The organism is Polaribacter sejongensis, from assembly GCF_038024065.1.
GTDB classification, from domain to species: Bacteria; Bacteroidota; Bacteroidia; order Flavobacteriales; family Flavobacteriaceae; genus Polaribacter; species Polaribacter sejongensis.
Genome location: NZ_CP150667.1, coordinates 2,857,249 through 2,880,462, shown reverse-complemented (window position 1 = coordinate 2,880,462; position 23,214 = coordinate 2,857,249). Strand labels below are relative to the sequence as shown.

Genomic DNA, 23,214 nt, shown 5'->3' with positions numbered 1-23,214 from the left:
TTTTTAAAAAGAAACTTGATCAAAAGTAAACACATCCGAAGGAGTTCTTGCTTCTAAAAACAAAGCCTTCATTTGAGCAACAATTTCTGGGTGTTCATCTGCAATATTATTTTTTTCTCCTATATCTATAGAAAGGTTATACAATTGCATTGGTGCATTTGGTTTCTTTAAAACATTATATTTTACAGCTTTCCAATCTCCTTTTCTGATGGCTTGTCTTCCTCCTCTTTCGTGAAATTCCCAATACAAGTAATCATGCTGTACTTGCTCTTCTGGTTTGTCTAATAATGTTGGTAAGAAAGAAATACCATCTAAGTTTTCTGGAACCTCTACACCTGCTATTTCAGAAAATGTAGGAAACACATCCCAAAAAGCAGAGATTAAATCTGTTTTAGTGCCTGGTTTAATTTTTCCTGGCCATTTAATAGCCATTGGCACTCTAATTCCTCCTTCGTATAAATCTCTTTTAACTCCTCTTAGAGGACCAGCACTATTAAAAAACTTTGGATCTGCTCCTCCTTCTTCATGAGGTCCATTATCTGAAGCAAAAACAATAATAGTATTATCCTCTATACCTAAAGCCTTTACTTTAGCCATAATTTCACCCACTTGCGTATCCATCACTTCTATCATAGCCACAAAAGCTGCATGAGATTCGTCTTGAGATTCGTATTTACCTAATCTAAATTCTGGACCACTATCGGTTCCTTTAAATTTCTTTTCTGGTAAATATTTTCCTCTATACTTTTCTATTAAGTGTTCTGGTGCAGCTAACTCTGCATGAGGAATAATAGTAGGCACATACATAAAGAAAGTGGTGTCTTTATTTTTTTCTAAAAACTGAATAGCTTCTTCCTGAATTAAAATAGGAGCATACTGTTCTTTTTTACCATTATCATTACCTGTTAAAGCAATAGAATCTCTATTAGACCATAAATGGTTTGGATAATAGTTATGACCTAAACGTTGACAATTGTATCCATAAAAAGTATCAAACCCCTGGTTAACAGGATCTCCTTCAGAACCAGGAAATCCTAATCCCCATTTACCAAAAGCACCTGTTACATAACCACCTTTTTTTAACGATTCTGCTAAAGTGAATGTATTCTCAGGAATTGGGTATTGCCCTTCTGGCATAATTTCTTTGTTTCCTCTAACAGGCGTATGCCCTGTATGCTGACCTGTTAATAAAGCAGATCTTGAAGGTGCACAAACCGTATTACCTGCGTAATGTTGTGTAAACATTAAACCTTCGGTAACCAATTTATCAATATTTGGTGTTTTAAACATTGTCTGTCCATAACTACCTAAATCTCCATAACCAAGATCATCTGCTAAAATATAGATAATGTTTGGTTTTCTTAAAGACGTATCTACCTCTTGTAAACTACTTTTTTCTGTTAAACTTTTTGAGCCACACGAAATCACAGTGAAGACTAACAACGCTAAAGAGAGAAATTTTAAACTTTTATTCATTTCCTTTTAATTTTACTTTAATTTACTGATTTGCATAACGAAATAAATTCGCTAGGTTCAAATATATTATTAAAAGAATATTTAAAAATATACAAAACACCCTCTTAATGTTGCATTTTTAGCCAAATATCACAAAAAATCAAAAAACGCAACATTAAAACCCCAGTACAGTATCAACAAACACCTCTAACCTTATTCAACGTCTCATTTTACAGACACTAATTTTGTTGCATTTTACAACCCCTTATATATTTAGCGACTTATTCATACTTTTTTCCAAAATTTAATTAACAAAATTTGCTAAGTACTAGAAAAAAAGCAACAGAAAAACATGCAAAGAGAAGTAAATCAGTGGTTCAATTAATTAAAAAACACTAAAAAAGGAATAAATCAACCCAAATAATCTAATTTTGCAACATATACAACACCAAGATGCAACATTTATCCTCCGTTAAGCATCTATAGAATTAAGGTAAAATAGATAATATTATAGTACCCGTACAGAAACTATTAATAATGAACTTTATGATTATAAAACTACCAAAGATTATAACCTGTAAACCACTATTAAAAAAAATATTCCTGTTTATATGTCTAACTTTTGCTACAATAAGTTTCTCACAAAAAAATGAACCTTATTTTAATGACTTAATAATACAAGGTTCTGCATTTAATAAAAAGATAAATGTGTTGTTTGAAGATAGTATTGGTTACTTATGGATAGGAAGTAATAATGGGCTATTTAGATATGATGGGTACAATTTAGTGTCTTATCAACAAGATGCTTTTGAACCTTTTTCGCTACCTAATAATAGTATTAATTCTATAGTAGAAGATGAGCACAAAAATTTATGGATTGGTAGTGAGAGTTATTTGATTCACTTTAACAGAAAAGAAAATAAGTTTAAAGGGTTTAATAAAAACATTACTTCAGAAGTTTTATACAAAAGTAAAAGCGGAAAAATTTTTATTCAATTAAAAGGAATAGGACTACTTAAAATAGATAGTAACAAAGACTTTGAAAAAATAAACAGTACAAAAAACTATACAAACAGTATTGCAGCCTCAAAACTAAAGGCACAGATAAACTCTTTGATAGAAGATGATTTTGGGAGATATTGGATAGCGACAAACAAAGGTTTTTTTATCTTAAATGAAGATAACACTTACACAGAGACAAATTTTAAAGAAGAAATTGTTAGTGTAAAAGACCTTGGAAACAATAGGTTTGCTGTAATTACTCCTCACGGTTTTTTTATTTTAAAATATAACAAAGCAGATTTAGTTGTAGAAACTATAGAAGATTACCCTGACTTTACGAATTCTATAGAAGAACAAACTACACTAACCTCATTAGCAATAAGCCCCAATAATGAAGATTTATGGATAGGAACTAGAAGTGGATTGTTTAAAGGAACTAGAAGTAATAATAACTACACCTTTGTTAGATACTCTAAAGAATCTGAAAGTGGAAACTTAAAAAATAACTTTATTACTTCTATTGTCTTTGACACTTATAGTAACCTCTGGATTGGCTCATTAAAAGGTATTAACAAATACAGAGTAAGAACATCTATTTTTGAGTATAACGAAATAAAAGCACCTAACAATATAGCTAATGATTTAACAAATTGCTTACTCTTTTATGCTCCTAATAATATCTTAGTAGGTATGAATACAGGTCTTTACACTTATAATACTAGAAAAAACACATCAACAAAAATAGAAACTGGAATCCGTAATATTAAACATATCTCATTTAATAATGAGAAGGACAAACTTTATATAACATCAGGTAATAGTCTATTTGAATCTGAACCTTATAAAAATGACACCAATAAGCTAGCACTAACAAAGTTAAAAACTTATAAAAATGAAATTACTGATATTAAAGTAATTAATAAAAACGAAATTTGGGTTGCACTTTGGAACGGTGGTGTAGATATTATAAATAACACGAATGAGATATCTAAATTTAAACAAGATATTATTACAAGACTGGCTAAAAACCATACCTCAGTTTTTCTTTTAACTGAAGATCAAAATTTATGGATAGGAACAAGGGGAGAAGGTCTCTATAAAGTAGATTTAAACAATGAAACAATCGAAGAATATACACCAACTATAGAAAATAAGTTAACATCTAATGCAATCTTAAGCTTGTATGAAGATAAAAACAAAAATATTTGGGTTGGAACAAGAAGTGGCGGTTTAAACCAATACGTTAAAGAAACAAATAGCTTTAAAAGTTTTAGAAAATTAAATGGAGTTTTATCTAATACTATTTCATCTATAGAAGAAGACTACGATGGTAATATTTGGTTAAGCACACAAGATGGTTTGGTTCGTTTTGATTTAACAACAGAAAAATTTATTCCCTTTAAAATTGAAGACGGAATTAAAGAAAGTCAGTTTAGTTTTAATTCTAGCGCTTCAAACCATAGTAAAAACACCATTTATTTTGGATGTGCAGAAGGTTTTTACACAGTTCATAGCAATTATTTCTTTCAAAAAAGTGTCTTACCAACCACAGTAATCACAAGTTTTGCAACACTCGGAGCAACAAAAAGTAACGAGATAAATTCAGAATTACACATTTCTAATCACTTAAATGTAGATGCAAAAGAACCAATTACGCTACCTTATAATCAAAACAATATTGTAGTAAACTTTTCCTCTTTAGACTTAACAACTCCATATAAAAATGAGTATGCTTATATGTTAGAAGGTCTAAATAATTATTGGGTATACACAAGTGCTTCTAATAGAAATGCAAATTACAATGATCTTTCTTCTGGTACATATAAATTTAAAGTAAAGAGTTCTAATAGCGATGGTGTTTGGAATGAAATACCAACAGAACTAACTTTTAAAATAATGCCTTCTATTTGGAGGTCTAATTGGGCTTATTTAACCTACTTTCTAATTAGCGTAATACTCATTTTTATCAGTATTAAATTAATTAGAAGATGGTACCGATTAAAACAAAACCTTGTAAAAGAAACTGTGAGTAGAGAAAAGGATAATGAGCTTAATAAAATGAAAATGATCTTTTTTACAGACATTTCTCATGAATTAAGAACACCATTATCACTTATTCTTGGTACGATAGAAAAAGTAGTAAAAGAAAAAAAGTTTACCCTAAGTCCACTTACCTCTCAACGTATTTACAATAATACATTAAGAATGCACAGGCTTATAAATCAGATAATGGATATCCGAAAATTTGACCAAGGAAAGTTCAAATTAAACATCTCTAAAAATGATATTATAAAAGATGTAAGCATTATAAAAAATGCCTTTAATGATTTTGCAAAAATCTATGATATTACATACAACTTTACTTCAGACGAACCTGCTAAAAAAGCATGGTATGATGTAGATATTTTAGAAAAAATACTTTTTAATTTATTATCAAATGCTTTCAAATACACTCAAGAAGGAGGAGAAATAAGTGTTGAAACAAAAATAGTTTCTACAGAAGACCAAGAGCTTACTAATTTAAACCTTCCTAAAAGCGAATACATAAAATGTATTGTAAAAGATAACGGAGTAGGTATTCCTGAAAAAGATTTAGTACATATTTTTGATAGATATTACCAAGCAACAAAACCCTATAGTAATCAAATTCCGGGTACAGGAATTGGTATGGAATTGGTTCAAAAACTAATAGAAAGACACCATGGACTTATTCTTGCAGAAAGTGAAGAAAACAAGTTTACCGAATTTACTTTTTACCTACCAATTAGTAAAAAAAGGTTTCATAAAAATGAAATTTTAAAAACAAGTACACCGTTATTAAAAAACTTTATTAAAAATTCAGAATTTCAAGTTATAGAAGAAATTTCTTCCGAATACGATCAAAAAACAACTCCAAAAGACAGTGCAAAACCTACTATTTTAATTGTTGATGATAATTCTGAATTAAGAACAATGCTTAAAGAAGAGTTAATAAGTCAATATAATATATTAGAAGCATCAGACGGAAAAGAAGGCTATGATATTGTCTTAAAAGAACAACCAAAATTGGTTATAAGTGATATTATGATGCCAGTAGAAGATGGTATTTCTATGTTAAAAAGAATAAAACAAAATCCAAAAATTAAAAGCATTCCAATTTTTATGCTAACTGCTAAAAATTCTCCAGACACAAAAATAGAATGCTTATCTATGGGTGCCGATGATTATATAGAAAAACCTTTTAGTATGGAGTTTGTTAAATGGAAAGTTAACAACACCTTGGTATCTAGAAAACAGCTTAAAAACGAATATAGTAAAGTAATTACAGCAGCTCCTTCTGAAATTGAAGTAGAATCTAATGATGAAAAATTCATAAAAAAACTAGTCGGTATTGTAGAGAGTTCTATGGGAGACCATTTATTTAGTGTAGAATACCTTGCTGCAGAAGTAGGTATGAGTAGAGCAAATTTATATAGAAAACTAAAGGTTATTCTAAACGAAACACCTGTTAATTTTATAAAAAAAATACGTCTAAAACGTGCCGAACAACTGTTAAAGAAAAATAGTATGTACATTTCTGAAGTTGCCTACTTAACAGGTTTTAATAATCAAAAGTACTTTAGTAAATGTTTTAATAAAGAATACGGCATTAGTCCTTCAGAGTACATAAAACAACACAAAGAACCTATTGAAAATAGTGACACTTCTTTTATGGATAACGATTCTTAAAAAAACATACTTTTACTGTTCAAACATACATAAATTCAGATAAGAACACCTATACTTACCTTCTTATAACCTAATTTACAGTAAGATGCAACATTTCCTACCGTATTGTGAAACAATAGTATGCCCTATCTCATTTTGTTTATTTTTAAATTAGCATAGATTAACTATTTAAATTAAACAAAATGAAAAAAAATTACTTTTTACTTACTTTACTATGTGTTAGCTTTTTAGGGTTTTCACAAGAATTTACAATAGACTTTGAAGGTACTGACCCTTTATCTAGCCTACCAACTGGAGTAACACATGTAGAGCCAACAGAAAACGTTCTAGCGTATGTTGCAGAAAGCTCGTATATTTTTGATAGTGCTGGAGGAGATATTATTCAATATGTTAGTGATTCTGGAGCAGGTGGTCAGATTATTGACCGTGCTCAATTTGCAAACACTGTTGTTACAGATACAGATAGTTCTAGTAAAACCTTTCAAGGAGATTATACAGGTCATATTATAATTGACGAAAATGCTTTGGGTGCTGATGACTTTACGCTTAGATTAGATTACAAACAATTTGGTCACAAAATGGGAAGTACTAGTTGTGGTTTTATTACGATAGTAGGTGAGGAATCTACTGGAGTATGGAAATCTGATAGAATAACTTCTAAAAATGGTGGATATACGAGTGGTATGGGATTAGCTTTTGGCGGATTTCCATATGGTACCGTTCTACCAGTTTTTAAAAATATCGTATTAACATACACAGCTTCAGATCAAATGTATCGTTTTTATGTAGATGGAGCTTTAGCAAGTACTTCAGATGCCGCTCAAGCTAGTGGAGAGTGGAATAACAGAAAAATTTATCTAGGTTTTACAGGACAAGATCATAATGCTACAACAGACCATTTAGACGCTACTACTGGAGAATTTACGACTAATGGCCTTAGATCTGATGGAAGAATTGCAGATTTACAAACTAGAATGGATAACATTCAAGTTTATAAAAAAGCTATTTCAGATGCAGATGTTACAAAATTATTCAATGGCGGCACTTTAGCAGTTAACCAATTATCTAAAGAAACATTTAAAACATTCCCTAACCCAGTAAAAGATGTTTTATACTTTTCTACAAATACTGTTTCTTCTGTAGAAATCTATAATATATTAGGTGCAAAAGTACTTTCTCAAAAAGTAACAAACAGTGTAGATATGAGTGATTTAAAAGCTGGTATCTATTTATTAAAAGCTACTGATACGAACAATTTAGAAGTAAAAACCTTAAAAGTGGTTAAAGAATAACATAATTATTATTTGAATTTGGTAAAGGGTAAGAAGTTTAAAACTTCTTACCCTTTATTTTTTGGTCTACTAATAGAAGTTACAACTTAATTAAAATAAATGAATCTTAAAATTGATTAAAACAACTTGTAAAAATCAATCAATTAAGGAGGGAAATAATTTAGAATGTAACATAATTACTCCCATTTAGATACAAATCACCACCCTCTTAACAAGTAATTAACAATACGTTTGTAAAGCATAGAGAACTACATAATGAAGGTAATTTTCAGTGTAAAAATTAAAACTCCAAGAAAAGAGTTAGACAAAATATGAATCCCCCAATAGCAGTATGCCTCTTAATTTATTTTGAGGCATATTTATAATTTTATAACAATAATTAGTATCAGTGTGCGGCTAAGCAATACATGTAATAGCCATTAAGTAATAAACAAATTATAATAAATAATGAAAGCAGGTTTTGAAATGTGGGACTATGTAGTTTTTATTGCATATGCCATTTTAATTTTAGGTGTAGGTTTATGGGTTTCTCGAGATAAAAAGGGACACCAAAAAAATGCAGAAGACTACTTCTTGGCAAGTAAATCTTTGCCATGGTGGGCAATTGGTACTTCTTTAATTGCTGCAAATATTTCTGCAGAACAATTTATAGGAATGTCTGGTTCTGGTTTTGCACTAGGTATTGCAATTGCTTCTTATGAATGGATGGCAGCCTTAACATTAATCATTGTGGGTAAATATTTCTTACCTATTTTTATTGAAAAAGGATTGTATACCATTCCAGAATTTGTTGAAAAACGTTTTTCTACCAATCTTAAAACCATCTTAGCAGTATTCTGGTTAGCACTTTACATCTTTGTAAACCTTGCTTCTGTACTGTATTTAGGAGGTTTGGCTATTGAAACCATTATGGGCGTAGATATGATGTACGCTATAATTGGTTTAGCATTATTTGCAGCTGCGTATTCTTTATACGGAGGTTTATCTGCAGTAGCTTGGACAGACGTAATACAAGTAGTATTTTTAGTTTTTGGTGGTTTGATAACTACTTATTTAGCTTTAAATACGGTTTCTGGAGGAGAAGGAATGTTAGCTGGTTTCTCTAAAGTTTGGGAAGCAGCACCAGAAAAATTCCACATGATTTTAGAAGAATCTAATGATAACTATGTAAACTTACCTGGTATCTGGGTATTGGTTGGTGGTTTATGGGTTGCCAACTTGTACTATTGGGGTTTCAACCAATATATTATTCAAAGAACTTTAGCAGCTAAATCTTTAAAAGAATCTCAAAAAGGAATTTTATTAGCGGCATTTTTAAAATTAATAATTCCTTTAATTGTAGTAATTCCTGGTATTGCAGCGTATGTAATGGTAAATGATCCAGCTATTATGGCTAATTTAGGTGAAGCGGGTATGTTAAATGTACCTTCTGTAGATCAAGCTGATAAAGCATATCCTTGGTTGTTACAATTTTTACCAACCGGATTAAAAGGTGTTGCTTTTGCAGCTTTAGCAGCGGCAATTGTATCTTCTTTAGCTTCGATGTTAAACTCTACATCTACCATTTTCACCATGGATATTTACAAGCAATACATCAACAAAAATGCAGATGATAAAACTACAGTAAATGTGGGTAGAATTTCTGCTGCAGCTGCTTTGGTTATTGCAGTAATTGTTGCGCCATTATTAGGTGGTATTGATCAAGCATTTCAATTCATTCAAGAATATACAGGTATTGTAAGTCCTGGTATTTTAGCAGTATTTATGTTAGGTTTATTTTGGAAAAAAACAACCAATAATGCAGCAATTTGGGGAGCGATTTTATCAATTCCGATTGCATTGGCATTAAAGTTTATTCCAATTGCAGTATTCGAACCTTGGATGCATCAAATGGGGATTACAACGCTTTTAACTTTGGCTATTATTATGATAATGAGTAATATTCAGAATAAAGGAGCAGATGATCCTAAAGGAATTGAAATTACGAAAGACTTATTTAAAACGTCTCCATTATTTAATATGGGATCTATTACAGTGTGTATTTTATTAACCGTATTGTACTGTTTATTCTGGTAAGAGTTATCGAAATAGTTTATAACAAAAATCGTCTAAAGAAATTTAGACGATTTTTTTTATTCAATTCATTCTATACTAGATATAGTATACCAGTTAAATTATATAATCTCGTAAAACAATTAAAACTCAAAAATATCTTCCTGAGCATGTCGAAGGATATTAAATTGGTATTACAATATAATTTTCATCAAATCTGATGGATGTTCTAAAATATGCGCTGCTCCAGCTTCTATCAATCCTTTTTTATCTCTAAATCCCCAAGACACACCAACGGGAAGCATTTTTGCTTTTCTAGCAACAAGAATATCTACATCTGTATCGCCAACAAAAATAGTTTCTTCTGGTTTTATCTGTATTTCATCACAGATTTCCAAAGCTACTTTCGGATTTGGTTTTTTATCAACCTCAACTTTCAATCCTAAAACCGGACTTAAAAATTCTGGTAACAAAAAGGCCGATATTTTTTTAGTCAAAGTATCTTCTTTATTAGAAAGCACACTTATTTTAATATTCTTAGCCTTTAATTGATGTAATAAATCTAAGATCCCTTCATAAGGTTCAGTTTTATTAGTACAAATTGCACTGTACACCTGCATCATATCTTTCAAACATGCTGCTACTTCTTCATCCTTAGGGTTTTCATCTGGAAGTGCCTTTACCACCAAACTTCTAACTCCACTACCTACAAAAGTTTTGTAAGTTTCATAATTGTAAGTAGGATATTTGCGTTTTTCGAGTACAATATTCATTGCATCGGCAATATCCTTTATTGAGTTAACAAGCGTTCCATCTAAATCGAAAATAACAGCTTTATACTTCATTTTTTTTTGATAAAATTACTAATAATATCATGATTAAAAGTTGAAAATAATAAAGATTTTCTGCTCTATTTTATAAAGTAATCTATCATTAGCGTATCTTAAAAAGAATTAAGACCGCTGCTCTAAAAGACATAAGAAACAAGACTCTATCAACTAACTGTTTTTAAGTATTTTGTATGTTAAAAAATCGTTTTTAAAAAAATATTCGTAATTCAAATCTTCACGTAATAGTTTCTATCTAACCAAATTGAATTTCATAAAGCCAACTTAAAAACGTGATGTTTTTAGTAGACACTAGAAATATTATCTAAAAGAAAAATCCCTCTAAAAGAGGGATTAAAAACATTAGTTATTATAATTCTTAACACTAAAAGGAATTATAATACTAATAGTTTACTGTACTACTTTATTATTTTCCGCTTAAAAACTTAGGCTTAATGACCAACATTGCCCAAGCCCAATTTTGTGTTCCTGCAGCAGCAGTTTCTGTAATTCCTTTTAATTCATACATACCATCGCTTGCAAACATTTGAGAATACCCAAGTGCTAAAGAATAGCCTTTAAATTTCTTACTATAAACCAAGTCTATTTCTGTTCCTAAAGATTTTTCTCCACTTGCTAAGGCTTGTTCTCCTCTAAAATTAAGCGCTTTTACCATTAAACTAGAAGAATCATTTATAGTAAATTTTGCGCTTACATGATAATCTACCAAACCAACTGAGTTTGCATGATTACCTACATAGAAATAATCCATAAACCCATTAAACTTATGGTTTGTTCCATATAATGGAAAGAAAGCTCCGGTTTCTCCTGCAGCGCCATCATTACCACTTATTACCTCTAAACCGGCTCCTAAACCTACTTTTGGAGCTACTTTGTAAGTGGCGTCCAAACCTACTAAATAAGCGCCTTTTACATCAACATCTCCCTGACGTTTTCCTGTTTGTAAGAATGCATTTGCAGACAAACCAAAACTTCCATCTTTGTATTCTAAATGCGTTCCTAAAGTTTGTAAATTACTTACGCCGTCTGCTTCATTTGTTACAGCATCAAATTCTTGAAAACCGTTGTTTAATAACAATAAACTACCAGATAATTTTTCCCATTTTTGCTTCATATACAACATCTGCATGGTTTTATATGAGAAATAACCTGTTGTGTTGTACGCAGTTCCTGCGGATTGAAAACCGGTTGGATTTGAGTAATCTTGATTAAATGCTAAAGCAACATCTAACATGAAATTTTCCTTTCTATACTTTAATAAAGCAGCATCGTGATTTCTACCTTGCTGCGCCCAATCTAAACCTCCTAAAATTCTTTGATCATCATAAGATAAAACTTGACGACCAACTCTTGTAGAAGTATTCTCGCCTAACTTTAATTCTGCCCAAGCCTGAAAAACGGCAAAAGAATTATTTTGATCGTAAGGCAAAATTTGTCTATTTTCTCCCCAAACCATTACATCTTGTAAACTAACATATACCCAATAATTATCGGTCATGTAGCTCGTATTTAAACGTACTCTTGTAGAAATTCCAAAACTTGCATCTGCTGCATCCGGAATTAAACTTCCAAAACCATTTCTATATTCTGTACGTGGTCTAAACTCTCCATCTAACGTAAATTGTGCGTTTACAAATTGGAAACTCACTAACAACAACGCTAAAACTATGTATTGTTTTTTCATTTTTAATTCTATTTTAAGTTCTGATTTTATTTTTTATTTAAGGTGTAATATAAAAAGACTAAAACATCTTTTTTGTGATAAATGTCATATTTATGGCTAGCATAAAAGAATATTTTAAATTTTTTAATGCGTTTTTATTTAACTAAAACTACTTTTTGAAAACTGCTTTTTGAAGCTTCGCAAAGCGAGCATTCATAACTTTCTGGCAGATCATTAAAAACAGTTTTTGGAGCAATATCTTGTGTAATATCTCCAAAAGCTTCATCATAAATTGTTAAACAATCTGTACATTGATAAACCTCTAACGCTGTAGTTTCTTTTTTAGTTTCGGCCTCTTTCTCTACTTCTTTTTCACTACCTAATTGATCAAAATACAACTGACTTAACTCCATTAACAAACCAGGTAATTCTACCTTATCCACGTCTTGTACGTGCATAATATATTGTCTTGTATTTGGATCAAAATTCTTAGCATACAAAAGATTATAGGTATCTCTTGTTTGAAAATTTCCAATCATTTCTGGTTGTTTATTTTTTTCGACAACAATAGATGTAAAATAATAAGCTGCTTTACTATAATCTGTAATTCCGAAGGTTAAACCATACGTACTAATATCATTCTGATCGAAGTTAGAAACCAAGTATTTCTTTAAATTTAAAGCATCTTTATTGGCAACCGGAATATGCCAATTTAACTCTAACATAGAATGGCGGACGTTGATTCCTCGCTTGCCTAAAAACTTCTCCCAAACCAGTTTAGATTCTTTCGGAATCCCTTTCACTACAAAAGATTTCCAAGGTGTAATAGAAATTTTTCCTATCTTATTTTCAGAGCACAATTCGCACATTTCTTTTAAGAAAGAAATATCATATTTATTGTTTCTCCAATACAAACCCAACCAATATTTATCCATACCAATTTTGTTCATTCCTTCAAAATAAGGAAAAGGATAAAAAGGCACTTCTAAAGGTTTATCAACCGTTCTATTATTGGTATCTATGGCATCACTTACCAAATCAAAAATCATTTCTATGGTTTCTGGTTCTTCTTGTAAGATGTTTTCTATAGCTGTTTCAACCTTATCTAAATCCCAACTATAAATTAAAGCAGGATACATTTGTGTGTTTTTCCATTCTGGAAGCCTCACATACAAATACCAATAATCTTCGTGTTCTGAAGCTATAAAATTGATGTTTCCTGTAAACAAAGGAACTAAACGTTGTTTTGGATCTGTTAAATTTATTTTTAATTTTGATTTTGATCGAAACTGTTCTAATAAATACAAATATCGATCTCCTGTTAACCAAGAAGTACTCGGAAAAATATCTGCACAAACATAAGACGAAACAATGTTTTCTGTACCCGTATCATCTGCTTCTACCAGCTGCAGTTTATCAAATTGAGATAACTCTTCTTGATTTATTTTTTTTGGTAATAAAATATCTTGTCGAGACCCAAAAGAAATCGTTTTTTGACCTAAACTTTCTACGGATTCGCATATATATTTTAGTTCTCCTGGAGATAAAACGCCACCTCTAACTATCAATCTATTTAATTGCTTGCTCATACCGTTACTTTTGCGTTATTCAAAATATCTCTTACTTCCGTTTTACAACTTCCACACCCTAAACCGGCTCCGGTTTTATTACATAATTCTGTAAAATCAGAACATCCACCAGCAATTGCTTCTTCTATATTACCCGATCCAACTTGGCTACAAGAACAAACCAACTCGCCCAACATTGGCGTATCGTTAGAGGCTCCTCTTAACAAAGTATCTCGTTTGTCAGACATTTCAATCTTACTTTCTATTAAGGTTTTAAACTCTGCGAATTCGTTTTTATCACCTACTAAAACAGCACCAATTAATAAATCGTCTTTAACAATACACTTTTTATAATATCCTTTAGAAATATCTGTAAAAATAATTTCCTCGTAACTCGGATCGTTTTCTGGCACTTTAATTTCACCAATACTACACAAGTTTAAATCGCTGAATTTTAAAATATTCATCAAAACAGAACCTTTGTAAGCTTCACTGATATCTCCAGCAATAAAGTTGGCTAAAATTCCTGCTTGCTCTTCTGCTGCAGAAGTAATTCCGAATAACTTATTATTGAATTCTGCTATTTCTCCGATGGCAAAAATATCTGGATGAGAAGATTGTAAATGCTGATTTACCTTTACACCTCTTCCGCAAAGTATTCCGTTATTCTTAGCAATTTCTATATTTGGTCTTGTACCAATGGCATACACAATTGCGTTTGCTGTAATGTATTTTCCAGATTTTAGGTTGATGGTTAATTCGCCCGTATCTTCATCATCAAAAACAGTACTTACTTCATTATCAAAATAAATTTGAATACCTCTTTCTTGTACATTTAGAGATAATAATTTACTAGAAATTTTATCTAACTGACGTTCCATTAATCGAGATGCACGCTGAATGATTGTAATTTTCACATTCTTATGCTTCATAGCAGCTGCCAACTCTAAACCTAACAAACCTCCACCAACAATTACAACATGTTGTTCTTCTGGCGGTAAACCTGTACTGTCTAGGTAATTTTTAAATCTGTCTGCATCACTTTTATTACGCATGGTAAAACGACCAGGTAATTCTATTTGTACATCCTTCGGGATGAAAGGTCTACTTCCGGTTGCTAAAATTAGTTTATCAAAAGAATGTGTTTCTCCGTTAGAATCTGTAACAATTTTTGCTTCTTTATCAATTTTATTGATAATTGTTTCTGGGTGAATTTTTATATTTAAGTTCTTTAATTCAGCGTTTTTTATTTTCAATAATTGCTCCCAAGAAAGTTCTTCTGTAATATATTCTGGTAATAAAACACGGTTGTAAAACAAGTTCTTTTCCATAGAAAAAACATGAATTTCATCAACCTCGTTATAATCTCTATAATTTTGTAAAAATCGAAAAGCAGCGGCTCCTGCACCTGCAATAATAATTTTGTCTTTCGGTTTTTTATATTTTGATACAGAAACAGATGTAAACTTAAAATCGGGTTCTTTAGAAACCGGATCTACATGTGTATTGGTTAAATTATTGGCTCTATTTAAATTGCTTTTTAAAACTTTACCCCAATGCATTGGCAAGAAAACAACTCCTTCTTTAATGTCATCTGTAATTTTAGCACGGACCCTAACAACTCCGTTTGCACTTTTTATTTCGGTAATATCTCCTTCTTTAATTTTGTTTAAAAAAGCATCAACCGGATTAATTTCTAAAACAGGTTTTGGATAATGTGTTTTTAATCTTGCTACCTTCCCCGTCTTCGTCATCGTGTGCCATTGATCTCTAATACGACCTGTGGTTAAAATTAAAGGGAATTCATCGTTTGTTTTTACAGAAGTATTTTCTATGGTAGATGGTGTATTAAAAATTGCTTTCTGAGATGGTGTATAAAACTTTTTATCTTCAAAAAGACGCGGTGTTCCTTTACTTCTATATTCATTTACAGGCCACTGAAAAGTCCCTTCGTTTTTTAATCGATCATAATTTAAGAAAGAAACATCAATATTAGTTCCCTTGGTCATAGACGCATATTCGTCGTAAATTTCTTCTGCTCCATTAAAATCGAAACCTCTAAAGCCCATTCTTTGTGCAAAATCACAGAAAATTTCTACATCTGGTCTTGCTTCTCCTGGAGCTTCTATTTCTTTTGGTAAATAAGAAATTCTACGTTCCGAATTGGTCATGGTCCCCTCTTTCTCTAACCAAGCAGCAGCTGGTAAAACCAAATCTGCAAAAGCTAAAGTATCTGCTTTGTGAGAAATTTCTTGCACCACCACAAATTTAGATTTTGCCATGGCTTTTTCTATCTGATGAGAATTTGGCATACTCACCAACGGATTTGTACTCGCAATCCAAACAGCTTTTACTTTTCCGCTTTCTAAAGCATCAAACAATTCTGTTGCTGTTAAGCCTGGTTTTGCAGATATTTTATCTACGCCCCAAAACTGTGCAACTTCTCTTCTGTGTTCTTCGTTTCCTAAATCTTTATGAACTGCTAACAAGTTTGCCATTCCGCCAACTTCTCGTCCGCCCATTGCATTTGGTTGCCCTGTTAATGAAAAAGGACCAGCACCTGGTTTACCAACTTGACCAGTAATTAAAGATAAGTTTATGAGTGAGGTGTTTTTGTCTGTACCAATTACACTCTGGTTTAAACCCATTGCCCACATGCTGATAAACCCTTTTGCAAGACCAATCATTTCTGCGGCTTTCTGAATTTCTTTTGCCGGAACTCCACAAATTTTGGAAGCTTGTTTTAAAGTTGTTCCAAAAATTATTTCTTTGTAACCATCAAAACCTTGTGTGTGTTTTTTGATAAAATCTTCATCAATTAAACCACTTTTGTATAAACACCTACCAATTGCATTGTATAAAACAACATCTGTTCCTGGTGTTAATTGTAAATGCAAATCAGCAAATTTTGCAGAATCTGTTTTACGAGGATCAATTACAATGATTTTTACATTCGGATTTTCTTCTTTCCGTTTTTCTATTCGTCTGAATAAAATTGGATGACACCAAGCAGGATTTGCCCCTGTAATTAAAAAACAATCTGCTAATTCAATATCATCATAAGAAATTGGCACACTATCTTCTCCGAATGTTTTCTTATAACCAACCACGGCAGAACTCATACATAAACGTGAGTTGGTATCTATATTATTGGTTCCTAAAAATCCTTTTGTTAACTTATTTGCTATGTAATATTCTTCTGTTAAACTTTGTCCAGAAACATAAAATGCTACTGAATCCGGACCATGTTTTTTTATAATGGATTTAAAAACACTGGCTGCTCTATCTAAAGCAGTATCCCAAGAAACACGCTCACGCGGATGCGAACGAGACCATCGCATTTCTGGATATAAAATTCTGTCTGAAGTATCATTGGCAACGTAATGAAGATTCATCCCCTTAGAACATAACATTCCTTTATTAACAGGATGGTCTTTATCACCTTCAACAAAAACCTTGTTGTTAATGTCTTTTTTTACGATAATTCCACAACCTACTCCACAATAAGAACACGTTGTTTTAATTTCATTTTTAATCATTTAGACCAATATTTTATACTAAATACGACATTAAAATTTTACGAACCAAAATTCTATTTTATTAATCTGAATACACTTTTAAAAGTACAGCGAGTTTTTAAATGAACAATAAAAACATTTTAGTTAATTTGTTTTTATTGTTTAAGCTTTTACTTTTATAGGTATTAATTCTGGCTGAAGACCATCTACATCTTGTTTAAAGCTTTCTGCTCCTTCTTCTTCTGTAGAAAACTTAATTGTTAAAGCTACAATACCTGTAATTACAACTACAAAACCAATTAGTAAATATCCGCTAGACACTGCACTTGAAGATGCTGCAGACTGTGCGGCTTTTACAACCTCTGCACTTAAACCTTCACTAGATAAAATTGCTGATTTTTCTGCCAATGCAGATTTCGATTTTAATAACATTGCTGCTAAAAATGCTCCTACGTTTCCTCCTGCTCCAACAATACCAGACACAGAACCAATTGCTTTTTTATTGATAAATGGTACTACAGAAAACGTTGCTCCTTCTGCCATTTGAACACTTAAACTAAACAAAATTAACAATACAACTCCTAAAACCAAACTTGTAGCTCCAGAGAAAAATATCAACATTACTCCCTGTAAAGTTAAAATGAAAGATAAGAATAAAACACGACCTCTTAAGCCTTTTAACTTCCCAAATTTATCTCCAAAGAAACCACCTAAAGTTCTTGCAAAAATATTCATCAATGCAAATGACAATACAATGTTACCAGCTGTAACTCTTTCTAACTGAAAGGTATTTTGAAGGTAATCATCCATGGTACCGTAAACTGTTAATTCAATTCCAAAACTTGCTGCATACACAACAAAAAGAATCCAAACTCTATAATCTTTTAGCACTTCTAAAAAACCAACTTGGTCTTTTTTAGTAACCACCATTTCTCCAGCTTCTTTTAACTCGCTAAAGTTTCCTTTAGGTGTATCTGTTGTAAAAAAGTAATATACAATACCCATTGCAAAACAAACAATACCAGCAATTACCATAGAATATCTCCAAGCCTCACCATCTGCAACACCAAAAGCAACAACTGCTGCAGCAATTAAAGGCATTCCTAATCTATTAGCTCCACCACCTAAATTTCCCCAACCTGCAGAAGTTGCATTTGCAGTACCTACAATATTAGGCGCAAACATTAAAGAAGTGTGTACTTGTGTAATTACAAAGGACGCACCAATAAAACCAATAAATAGTCTACAAACTAAAAATTGAGTCGGTGTTTGTACCAATCCACATAAAATTACAGGAATTGCACCTAACATTAATAACCAAGTATAACATAATCTTGGTCCGTATTTATCACATAATTTACCAATAAGTAAACGTGCAAAAACGGTTCCTGAAACGGCTAAAATTATAGAGTTCCATTTTTGATCTGGTGTTAAACCTAAATCTTTTACAACATCTGGCATAAATGGTACAATACCAAACCATGCAAAAAAGCATAAAAAGAATGATATTGAAGTAATCCAGAATGTACGAGTGGCCACATTCTTAAAGTCGAATAAACTTAATTTTGTTGATTTTTCTTGAGCTAGATTTATCATAATACATATTTTTAGATACACAAAACTAAGTATAAATACTTAATTAACTACCTAAAAAATACGTATTATTTAAAATTTACTAGATTAATAATTACGTAGTATCGAATTTATGAATTTGATAAAATTGGGGTTTAAAAATAATTGGTATGAAAAAGGTGTATTATATAAAATGATGCTATTCATTTAAAAATCATGAGACAAAGTGTAACAAATAGTTCTATTACACTACTAATCAATTGTAAATAAACGGAACAAAGATGAAAAATAATAAAGGAATAAACCTATTTGTACTAGGAATGTCACTTTCTACAATCGGAATGACATTTTTAGCTGATTATAGAACTTTACAATATAGCTCTATGATTCTTGGCTTACTAATTATGATATACAGTGTATTTGTAATTGATAAATTAAAAAAAAATCAAACGAAAAAGTAAGTATTAGTTGTTACACAGAGATGCGCTAAGAAACTCAGAGATGCACAGAGATTCTTTTTTTTGCGAGCTTTGCGGTTTATTCTATATTAACTGATATTCTTTCGCTTTATTGGTTAATTCTTGTAGGTTTTTAGCTTCTAGTTTCTTCATTAAGTTAAAACGATGTACTTCTGCAGTACGTTTACTAATTGCTAGTTCATCAGCAATATCTTTATTATTTTTTAACTCTAAAACTAAAGTCAGTATTTGTCTTTCTCTCTTTGTTAATTTAAAAGGAAGTTCTTTTATTGCTGTTTTTTGTTCTTCTTTTGTCGCAGTATTTCCGTTTACAAAATTGTTCATGATAATGGTAGAAACATCACCCGTAAAATACTTATCTCCTGCTGCAACATTATTTACAGCTTTTAAAAACTCCTCTTTACTCGCTCCTTTTAATAAATAACCATCTGCACCTGCTTGTATAGATTTTACTACGTATTCTTCAGAATCATGCATAGAAAGAACAAGCGTTCTTACATCAATCTTATTTTTAGTAATTTCTGCAACTACTTCAATTCCGTTCATTTCTGGCATACGGATATCTACAATAAGAACGTGTGGTTTGTTTTTAGCAATAACTTCTAGCGCTTCTTTTCCGTTAGAAGCTTCATCAATTACAGTAATTCCTGTTTGATCTTCTAAAAGTGCTTTTATTCCATCTCTTACCAAAACATGGTCGTCTGCTAAAACTACATTTATCATAATTGCAACTATTTTATACGTACAAAAATAAGGTTTTTAAGTAAAACTACGTATTTATATAGGGTGGAGTTTTTACACTCAGTTTGTCTTTTAGACTTTTTCTCAGAAACCTCATAAAGTTTGCTGCACTTTACGTTATCACTGTTATGAGACTTCTCAATACTTCGAAGTGACAAGTTGAGTGGTTATTTTTACGTACAGTTTGTCTTTTCGACCTTTTGGGAGAAATCTCATAAGGCTGCTAAACAGTGTTTTCTTTTCTTGTGAGATTTCTCAATCGCTTAAAAAAAGCTCATGTCGAAATGACAAACTGATTGGTTAATACTGTTTTTTTTTGCTGAAACACAAAATACTCAAGGCGTTGTTTTCTTCCCTTTAAGAAGATTAAGATAGATTATTAAATAGGAATATTCAATGTAACTCTAGTTCCTTCTCCTAATTCAGAATTTAAGAATAAACGACCATTAATATATTTAATACGCTCTTTCATAAAAGTCATACCCATGCCACCATCACCGTTTTTAACTTTTTTTACTTTAGAAGGCTCAAAACCCTGGCCATCATCATCAATATTTATACTTAAAATATTTTGACTATGAGAAAGTGACACTAAAATATGTGACGAATCTGCGTATTTAATAGCGTTATTAATTGCTTCTTGTACAATTCTATAAATATTAATTTCTACTAAAGAATCTAAACGTTCATTAAAATCTGTTTTATTAAAAAATATGATTTCTTTTCCTGTCAATCTACCTAATTCGTGTGTTAACTTGGTAATTGCAGGCACAATTCCGTGGTCTGATAATTCTGGCGGAGTTAAATTAAAAGTAGCAGTTCTAACGCCTTTTATAATATTTGTGGTTAACTCTTTTAGGTGTTCAATTTTTAAAGTGGTCTTCTCAATATCATTCATATTGATGCTTTCTAAATTGTACTTTAATCCAGTTAGCATTTGCCCAATTCCGTCATGCACATCTTTAGCAATTCTGTTTTGCTCCTTTTCTTGATTCTCAATAATCTTACTAGAGATTATCTTTTGCTGACTCATTTTCTCTTCAAAACTTTCTTCTGTAAGTCTTTCTACTTCTATTTGAGCCGCTTTTCTATCTGTAATTTCAGAGGCAATAATTAACAATTCGGACCTGTCTTCTGTTGGTCTATAAGGCACCAAAGACATTTCTAACCAAATATCGATATTTCCTTTTATGGTTGCTTTTACTTCTCCTTGCCAACCTGTTTTTTTATATTTATTAATTAAGCTTTCAATTACTAATTGTTCGTTTTCATTTTTAGATAAAACATTCCAAAATAACACTTCATTCTTTAAGTTTGATAATCTAAACAAGCGTGAAAATTTATTTCCAATATGAATTAAGTTTCCGCTTGGCGAAACCCTTGCAAACAATAACGTTTCATCTATTGCATGGCTAAACGCACGTAATTCTTTTATCGATTTTTCTTTCGAAAGACTAAGTTCGTCAGCATCAAAAGCCATTTTTTTAGCTCTTTTTTCTGCGGATAATAACTCTGAAAGTGTTGCTTTTACCGATTTTGCTGTTGGCCAAAAAATAAATAAAAATTCACCTAAAAGAATTATTAACGTGAAAGACATTAAAAGAAATTCTAATTTTTTTAACCAAGCTATTTTTTTATCAGCTTCTACATTGTATTGATTTACAATTTCATCCATCATCAATAAAAAAGAACCTTCATTATGAGTTACTTTTTTAATTTCTGATGTTAGCGCATCAATAGGAATAGTAGGGTTTTGTGATATTTTTTTTACGATTGATTTTGCTGCTTTTTCAATAGTATTAAAAACAGGATTAATCGCTTTAAATTCACTTTTAATTTTATCGCTATTATGTTCAGGAAGCCCTAAACTGTCATTACCCTTTTGAAGCGCATGATGAGATAACTGCCACAGATAAAGGGTTTCTGAAATTTTATTCTTAAGTAGAAGTCTATTTTTTTTATCAGAATAATCAGAAAGAGAAACTATTTCTTTGGTTAATTTCTGACTCAACATTCTTTGTCTACCAGCCACATTAATTACGGTAGAATCACTTTTTTGAGTTTCTAAATGATTACGAACTAAAACCTGACTAATTACTACAGAAAGTGCAATGGTGCTTAATGCAATAATGTATAAACGGCTTAATTTATCAAACGTTCTTTGGTCTAATGAATTGCCGTTTTTAGTCATGTTAAATTACATTTTATTTATGAAATAGCTTGTTTTACCAAGTCTAGACTTTTTTCTGAAAATGGAATTTTTAACGCTGCTGCATGTCCATTATCAGACATTTTTATCCACGTTTTCTTTAAAATATCGATAATTTTTTCATCGGTATGTTTTGCTGCAAATTCATCAAAATAATAATCTAGAAAAACCAAACAAATAACATCTTCTAAAGTTTGAGCTTCTTCGTTTTTCTTGATGAGTTTTTTTAAGATAATCTTCTGAACTCTGTCTACAAACTGTTCATCAAAACCAACTTGTTCTAAGATTTCTCCAGTAGTATTTGCGTGCATCTTTTTTAATTCTTCACGCCATTTTAAATACCCAACTCTATCCATCGGATATTCTTTTCTACCAATTTTCCAACGACAAATATGCTGTGCTCTTGCCGAAATTTGAAGTGCTTTAGATGCATTTGGATCAAACTGAAGTAACTTTCTTGTCATCCTTTGTGAGTATAACAACTCTTTAGGATACTCTAATCCAGAAACTTGGTAGTTGTTTGGATCTTCAGCGTTTTTTTTATCTATTAATGCAATGGCAGTTTCAAATCTTGTTGGCTTCATCTTTTGTGTTTATTCTGAAAAGCCAATATACACATTTTCTGCTTCAATCTTAATTGGATAAACAGCAATAGGTGCTAAATCTGCATTTAAATTTTCGCCAGTTTCTAACGAAAATGTTTTTTTATGCAATGGACATGCAATTTTAGGAATCCCTTTATGATCACCCAACATACCTCTAGACAATACATTCTCTTGTTTTTCTGGTGATAAATTTTGGCAAGCATACCATTTATCTAATCTCGAAAAATTGAAAACTGCAATTTGTAAATCTTTATACTTTACACAGGCTCCACCATCTTTTGGAAATGCACTAACCGATGCTGCTTTAAACCAAACTTTTACATCTGCTTCTTTTACTGTTTTGTATTTTAAAAGTAATGTATCCATAATTGTTGTTTTTGTTGATATGTTCTCGATACAAAATTTCTGAAAAAGAAATTTCACTCGAACTGACAGTACGTTTTAATAGTTCTAATTTTGTGTTGTCACATCGAGTGATTTTGCTTTTTTGCAAAATTGTATC

The 23,214-nt window shown here is 31.1% G+C and carries 13 protein-coding genes; 3 read left to right on the top strand and 10 right to left on the bottom strand.

Annotated elements, in window-relative coordinates; all coding sequences use genetic code 11:
* Window positions 1–3: 3 nt before the first annotated feature.
* Entirely contained in the window at window positions 4–1,476 is a 1,473-nt protein-coding gene (locus WHD08_RS12105) for an arylsulfatase (RefSeq protein ID WP_208890649.1), read from the bottom strand.
* A 525-nt stretch (window positions 1,477–2,001) separates the two neighbouring features.
* Between WHD08_RS12105 and WHD08_RS12100 the strand changes: the two genes are divergently transcribed.
* The 3 genes from WHD08_RS12100 to WHD08_RS12090 all read left to right on the top strand — a co-directional run bounded on the left by WHD08_RS12100 (window position 2,002) and on the right by WHD08_RS12090 (window position 9,533).
* Complete coding sequence (locus tag WHD08_RS12100; RefSeq protein WP_208890650.1) at window positions 2,002–6,165, top strand: hybrid sensor histidine kinase/response regulator transcription factor; 4,164 nt, start codon at window positions 2,002–2,004, stop codon at window positions 6,163–6,165.
* A gap of 182 nt (window positions 6,166–6,347) precedes the next feature.
* Window positions 6,348–7,457, top strand: a complete 1,110-nt coding sequence (locus WHD08_RS12095; protein WP_208890651.1) for a T9SS type A sorting domain-containing protein — start codon at window positions 6,348–6,350, stop codon at window positions 7,455–7,457.
* A 447-nt stretch (window positions 7,458–7,904) separates the two neighbouring features.
* Window positions 7,905–9,533, top strand: a complete 1,629-nt coding sequence (locus WHD08_RS12090; protein WP_208890652.1) for a sodium/sugar symporter — start codon at window positions 7,905–7,907, stop codon at window positions 9,531–9,533.
* Between the two features lie 170 nt (window positions 9,534–9,703).
* Here WHD08_RS12090 and WHD08_RS12085 read toward each other — a convergent pair whose 3' ends face one another.
* From WHD08_RS12085 to nirD, 9 genes are all read right to left on the bottom strand, one after another.
* On the bottom strand, window positions 9,704–10,354 hold the full coding sequence (locus WHD08_RS12085) for an HAD family hydrolase (protein ID WP_208890653.1): 651 nt from the start codon (window positions 10,352–10,354) through the stop codon (window positions 9,704–9,706).
* A 409-nt stretch (window positions 10,355–10,763) separates the two neighbouring features.
* Window positions 10,764–12,041, bottom strand: coding sequence for an alginate export family protein (locus WHD08_RS12080; protein ID WP_208890654.1), 1,278 nt, complete (start codon window positions 12,039–12,041; stop codon window positions 10,764–10,766).
* A gap of 134 nt (window positions 12,042–12,175) precedes the next feature.
* The gene (locus WHD08_RS12075) at window positions 12,176–13,609 is read right to left on the bottom strand and encodes a rubredoxin (RefSeq protein WP_208890655.1); all 1,434 of its coding nucleotides are present in this window, start codon (window positions 13,607–13,609) and stop codon (window positions 12,176–12,178) included.
* Window positions 13,606–17,127: a nitrate reductase gene (locus WHD08_RS12070; protein ID WP_208890656.1), complete on the bottom strand. Its 3,522-nt coding sequence runs from the start codon at window positions 17,125–17,127 to the stop codon at window positions 13,606–13,608. The genes WHD08_RS12075 and WHD08_RS12070 overlap by 4 nt, the downstream gene beginning before the upstream one ends.
* 141 nt (window positions 17,128–17,268) lie before the next feature.
* Window positions 17,269–18,702, bottom strand: a complete 1,434-nt coding sequence (locus WHD08_RS12065; RefSeq protein ID WP_208890657.1) for an MFS transporter — start codon at window positions 18,700–18,702, stop codon at window positions 17,269–17,271.
* Between the two features lie 518 nt (window positions 18,703–19,220).
* The gene (locus WHD08_RS12060) at window positions 19,221–19,880 is read right to left on the bottom strand and encodes a response regulator transcription factor (protein ID WP_208890658.1); all 660 of its coding nucleotides are present in this window, start codon (window positions 19,878–19,880) and stop codon (window positions 19,221–19,223) included.
* 397 nt (window positions 19,881–20,277) lie between these two features.
* Window positions 20,278–22,089, bottom strand: coding sequence for an ATP-binding protein (locus tag WHD08_RS12055; protein ID WP_208890659.1), 1,812 nt, complete (start codon window positions 22,087–22,089; stop codon window positions 20,278–20,280).
* 17 nt (window positions 22,090–22,106) lie between these two features.
* Window positions 22,107–22,691, bottom strand: a complete 585-nt coding sequence (locus WHD08_RS12050; protein ID WP_208890660.1) for a DUF4202 domain-containing protein — start codon at window positions 22,689–22,691, stop codon at window positions 22,107–22,109.
* A gap of 9 nt (window positions 22,692–22,700) precedes the next feature.
* Window positions 22,701–23,078 carry a nitrite reductase small subunit NirD gene (gene nirD, locus WHD08_RS12045; RefSeq protein ID WP_208890661.1) on the bottom strand — a complete coding sequence of 126 codons (378 nt, stop codon included), beginning with the start codon at window positions 23,076–23,078 and terminating at the stop codon, window positions 22,701–22,703.
* Between the last annotated feature and the right edge of the window lie 136 nt (window positions 23,079–23,214).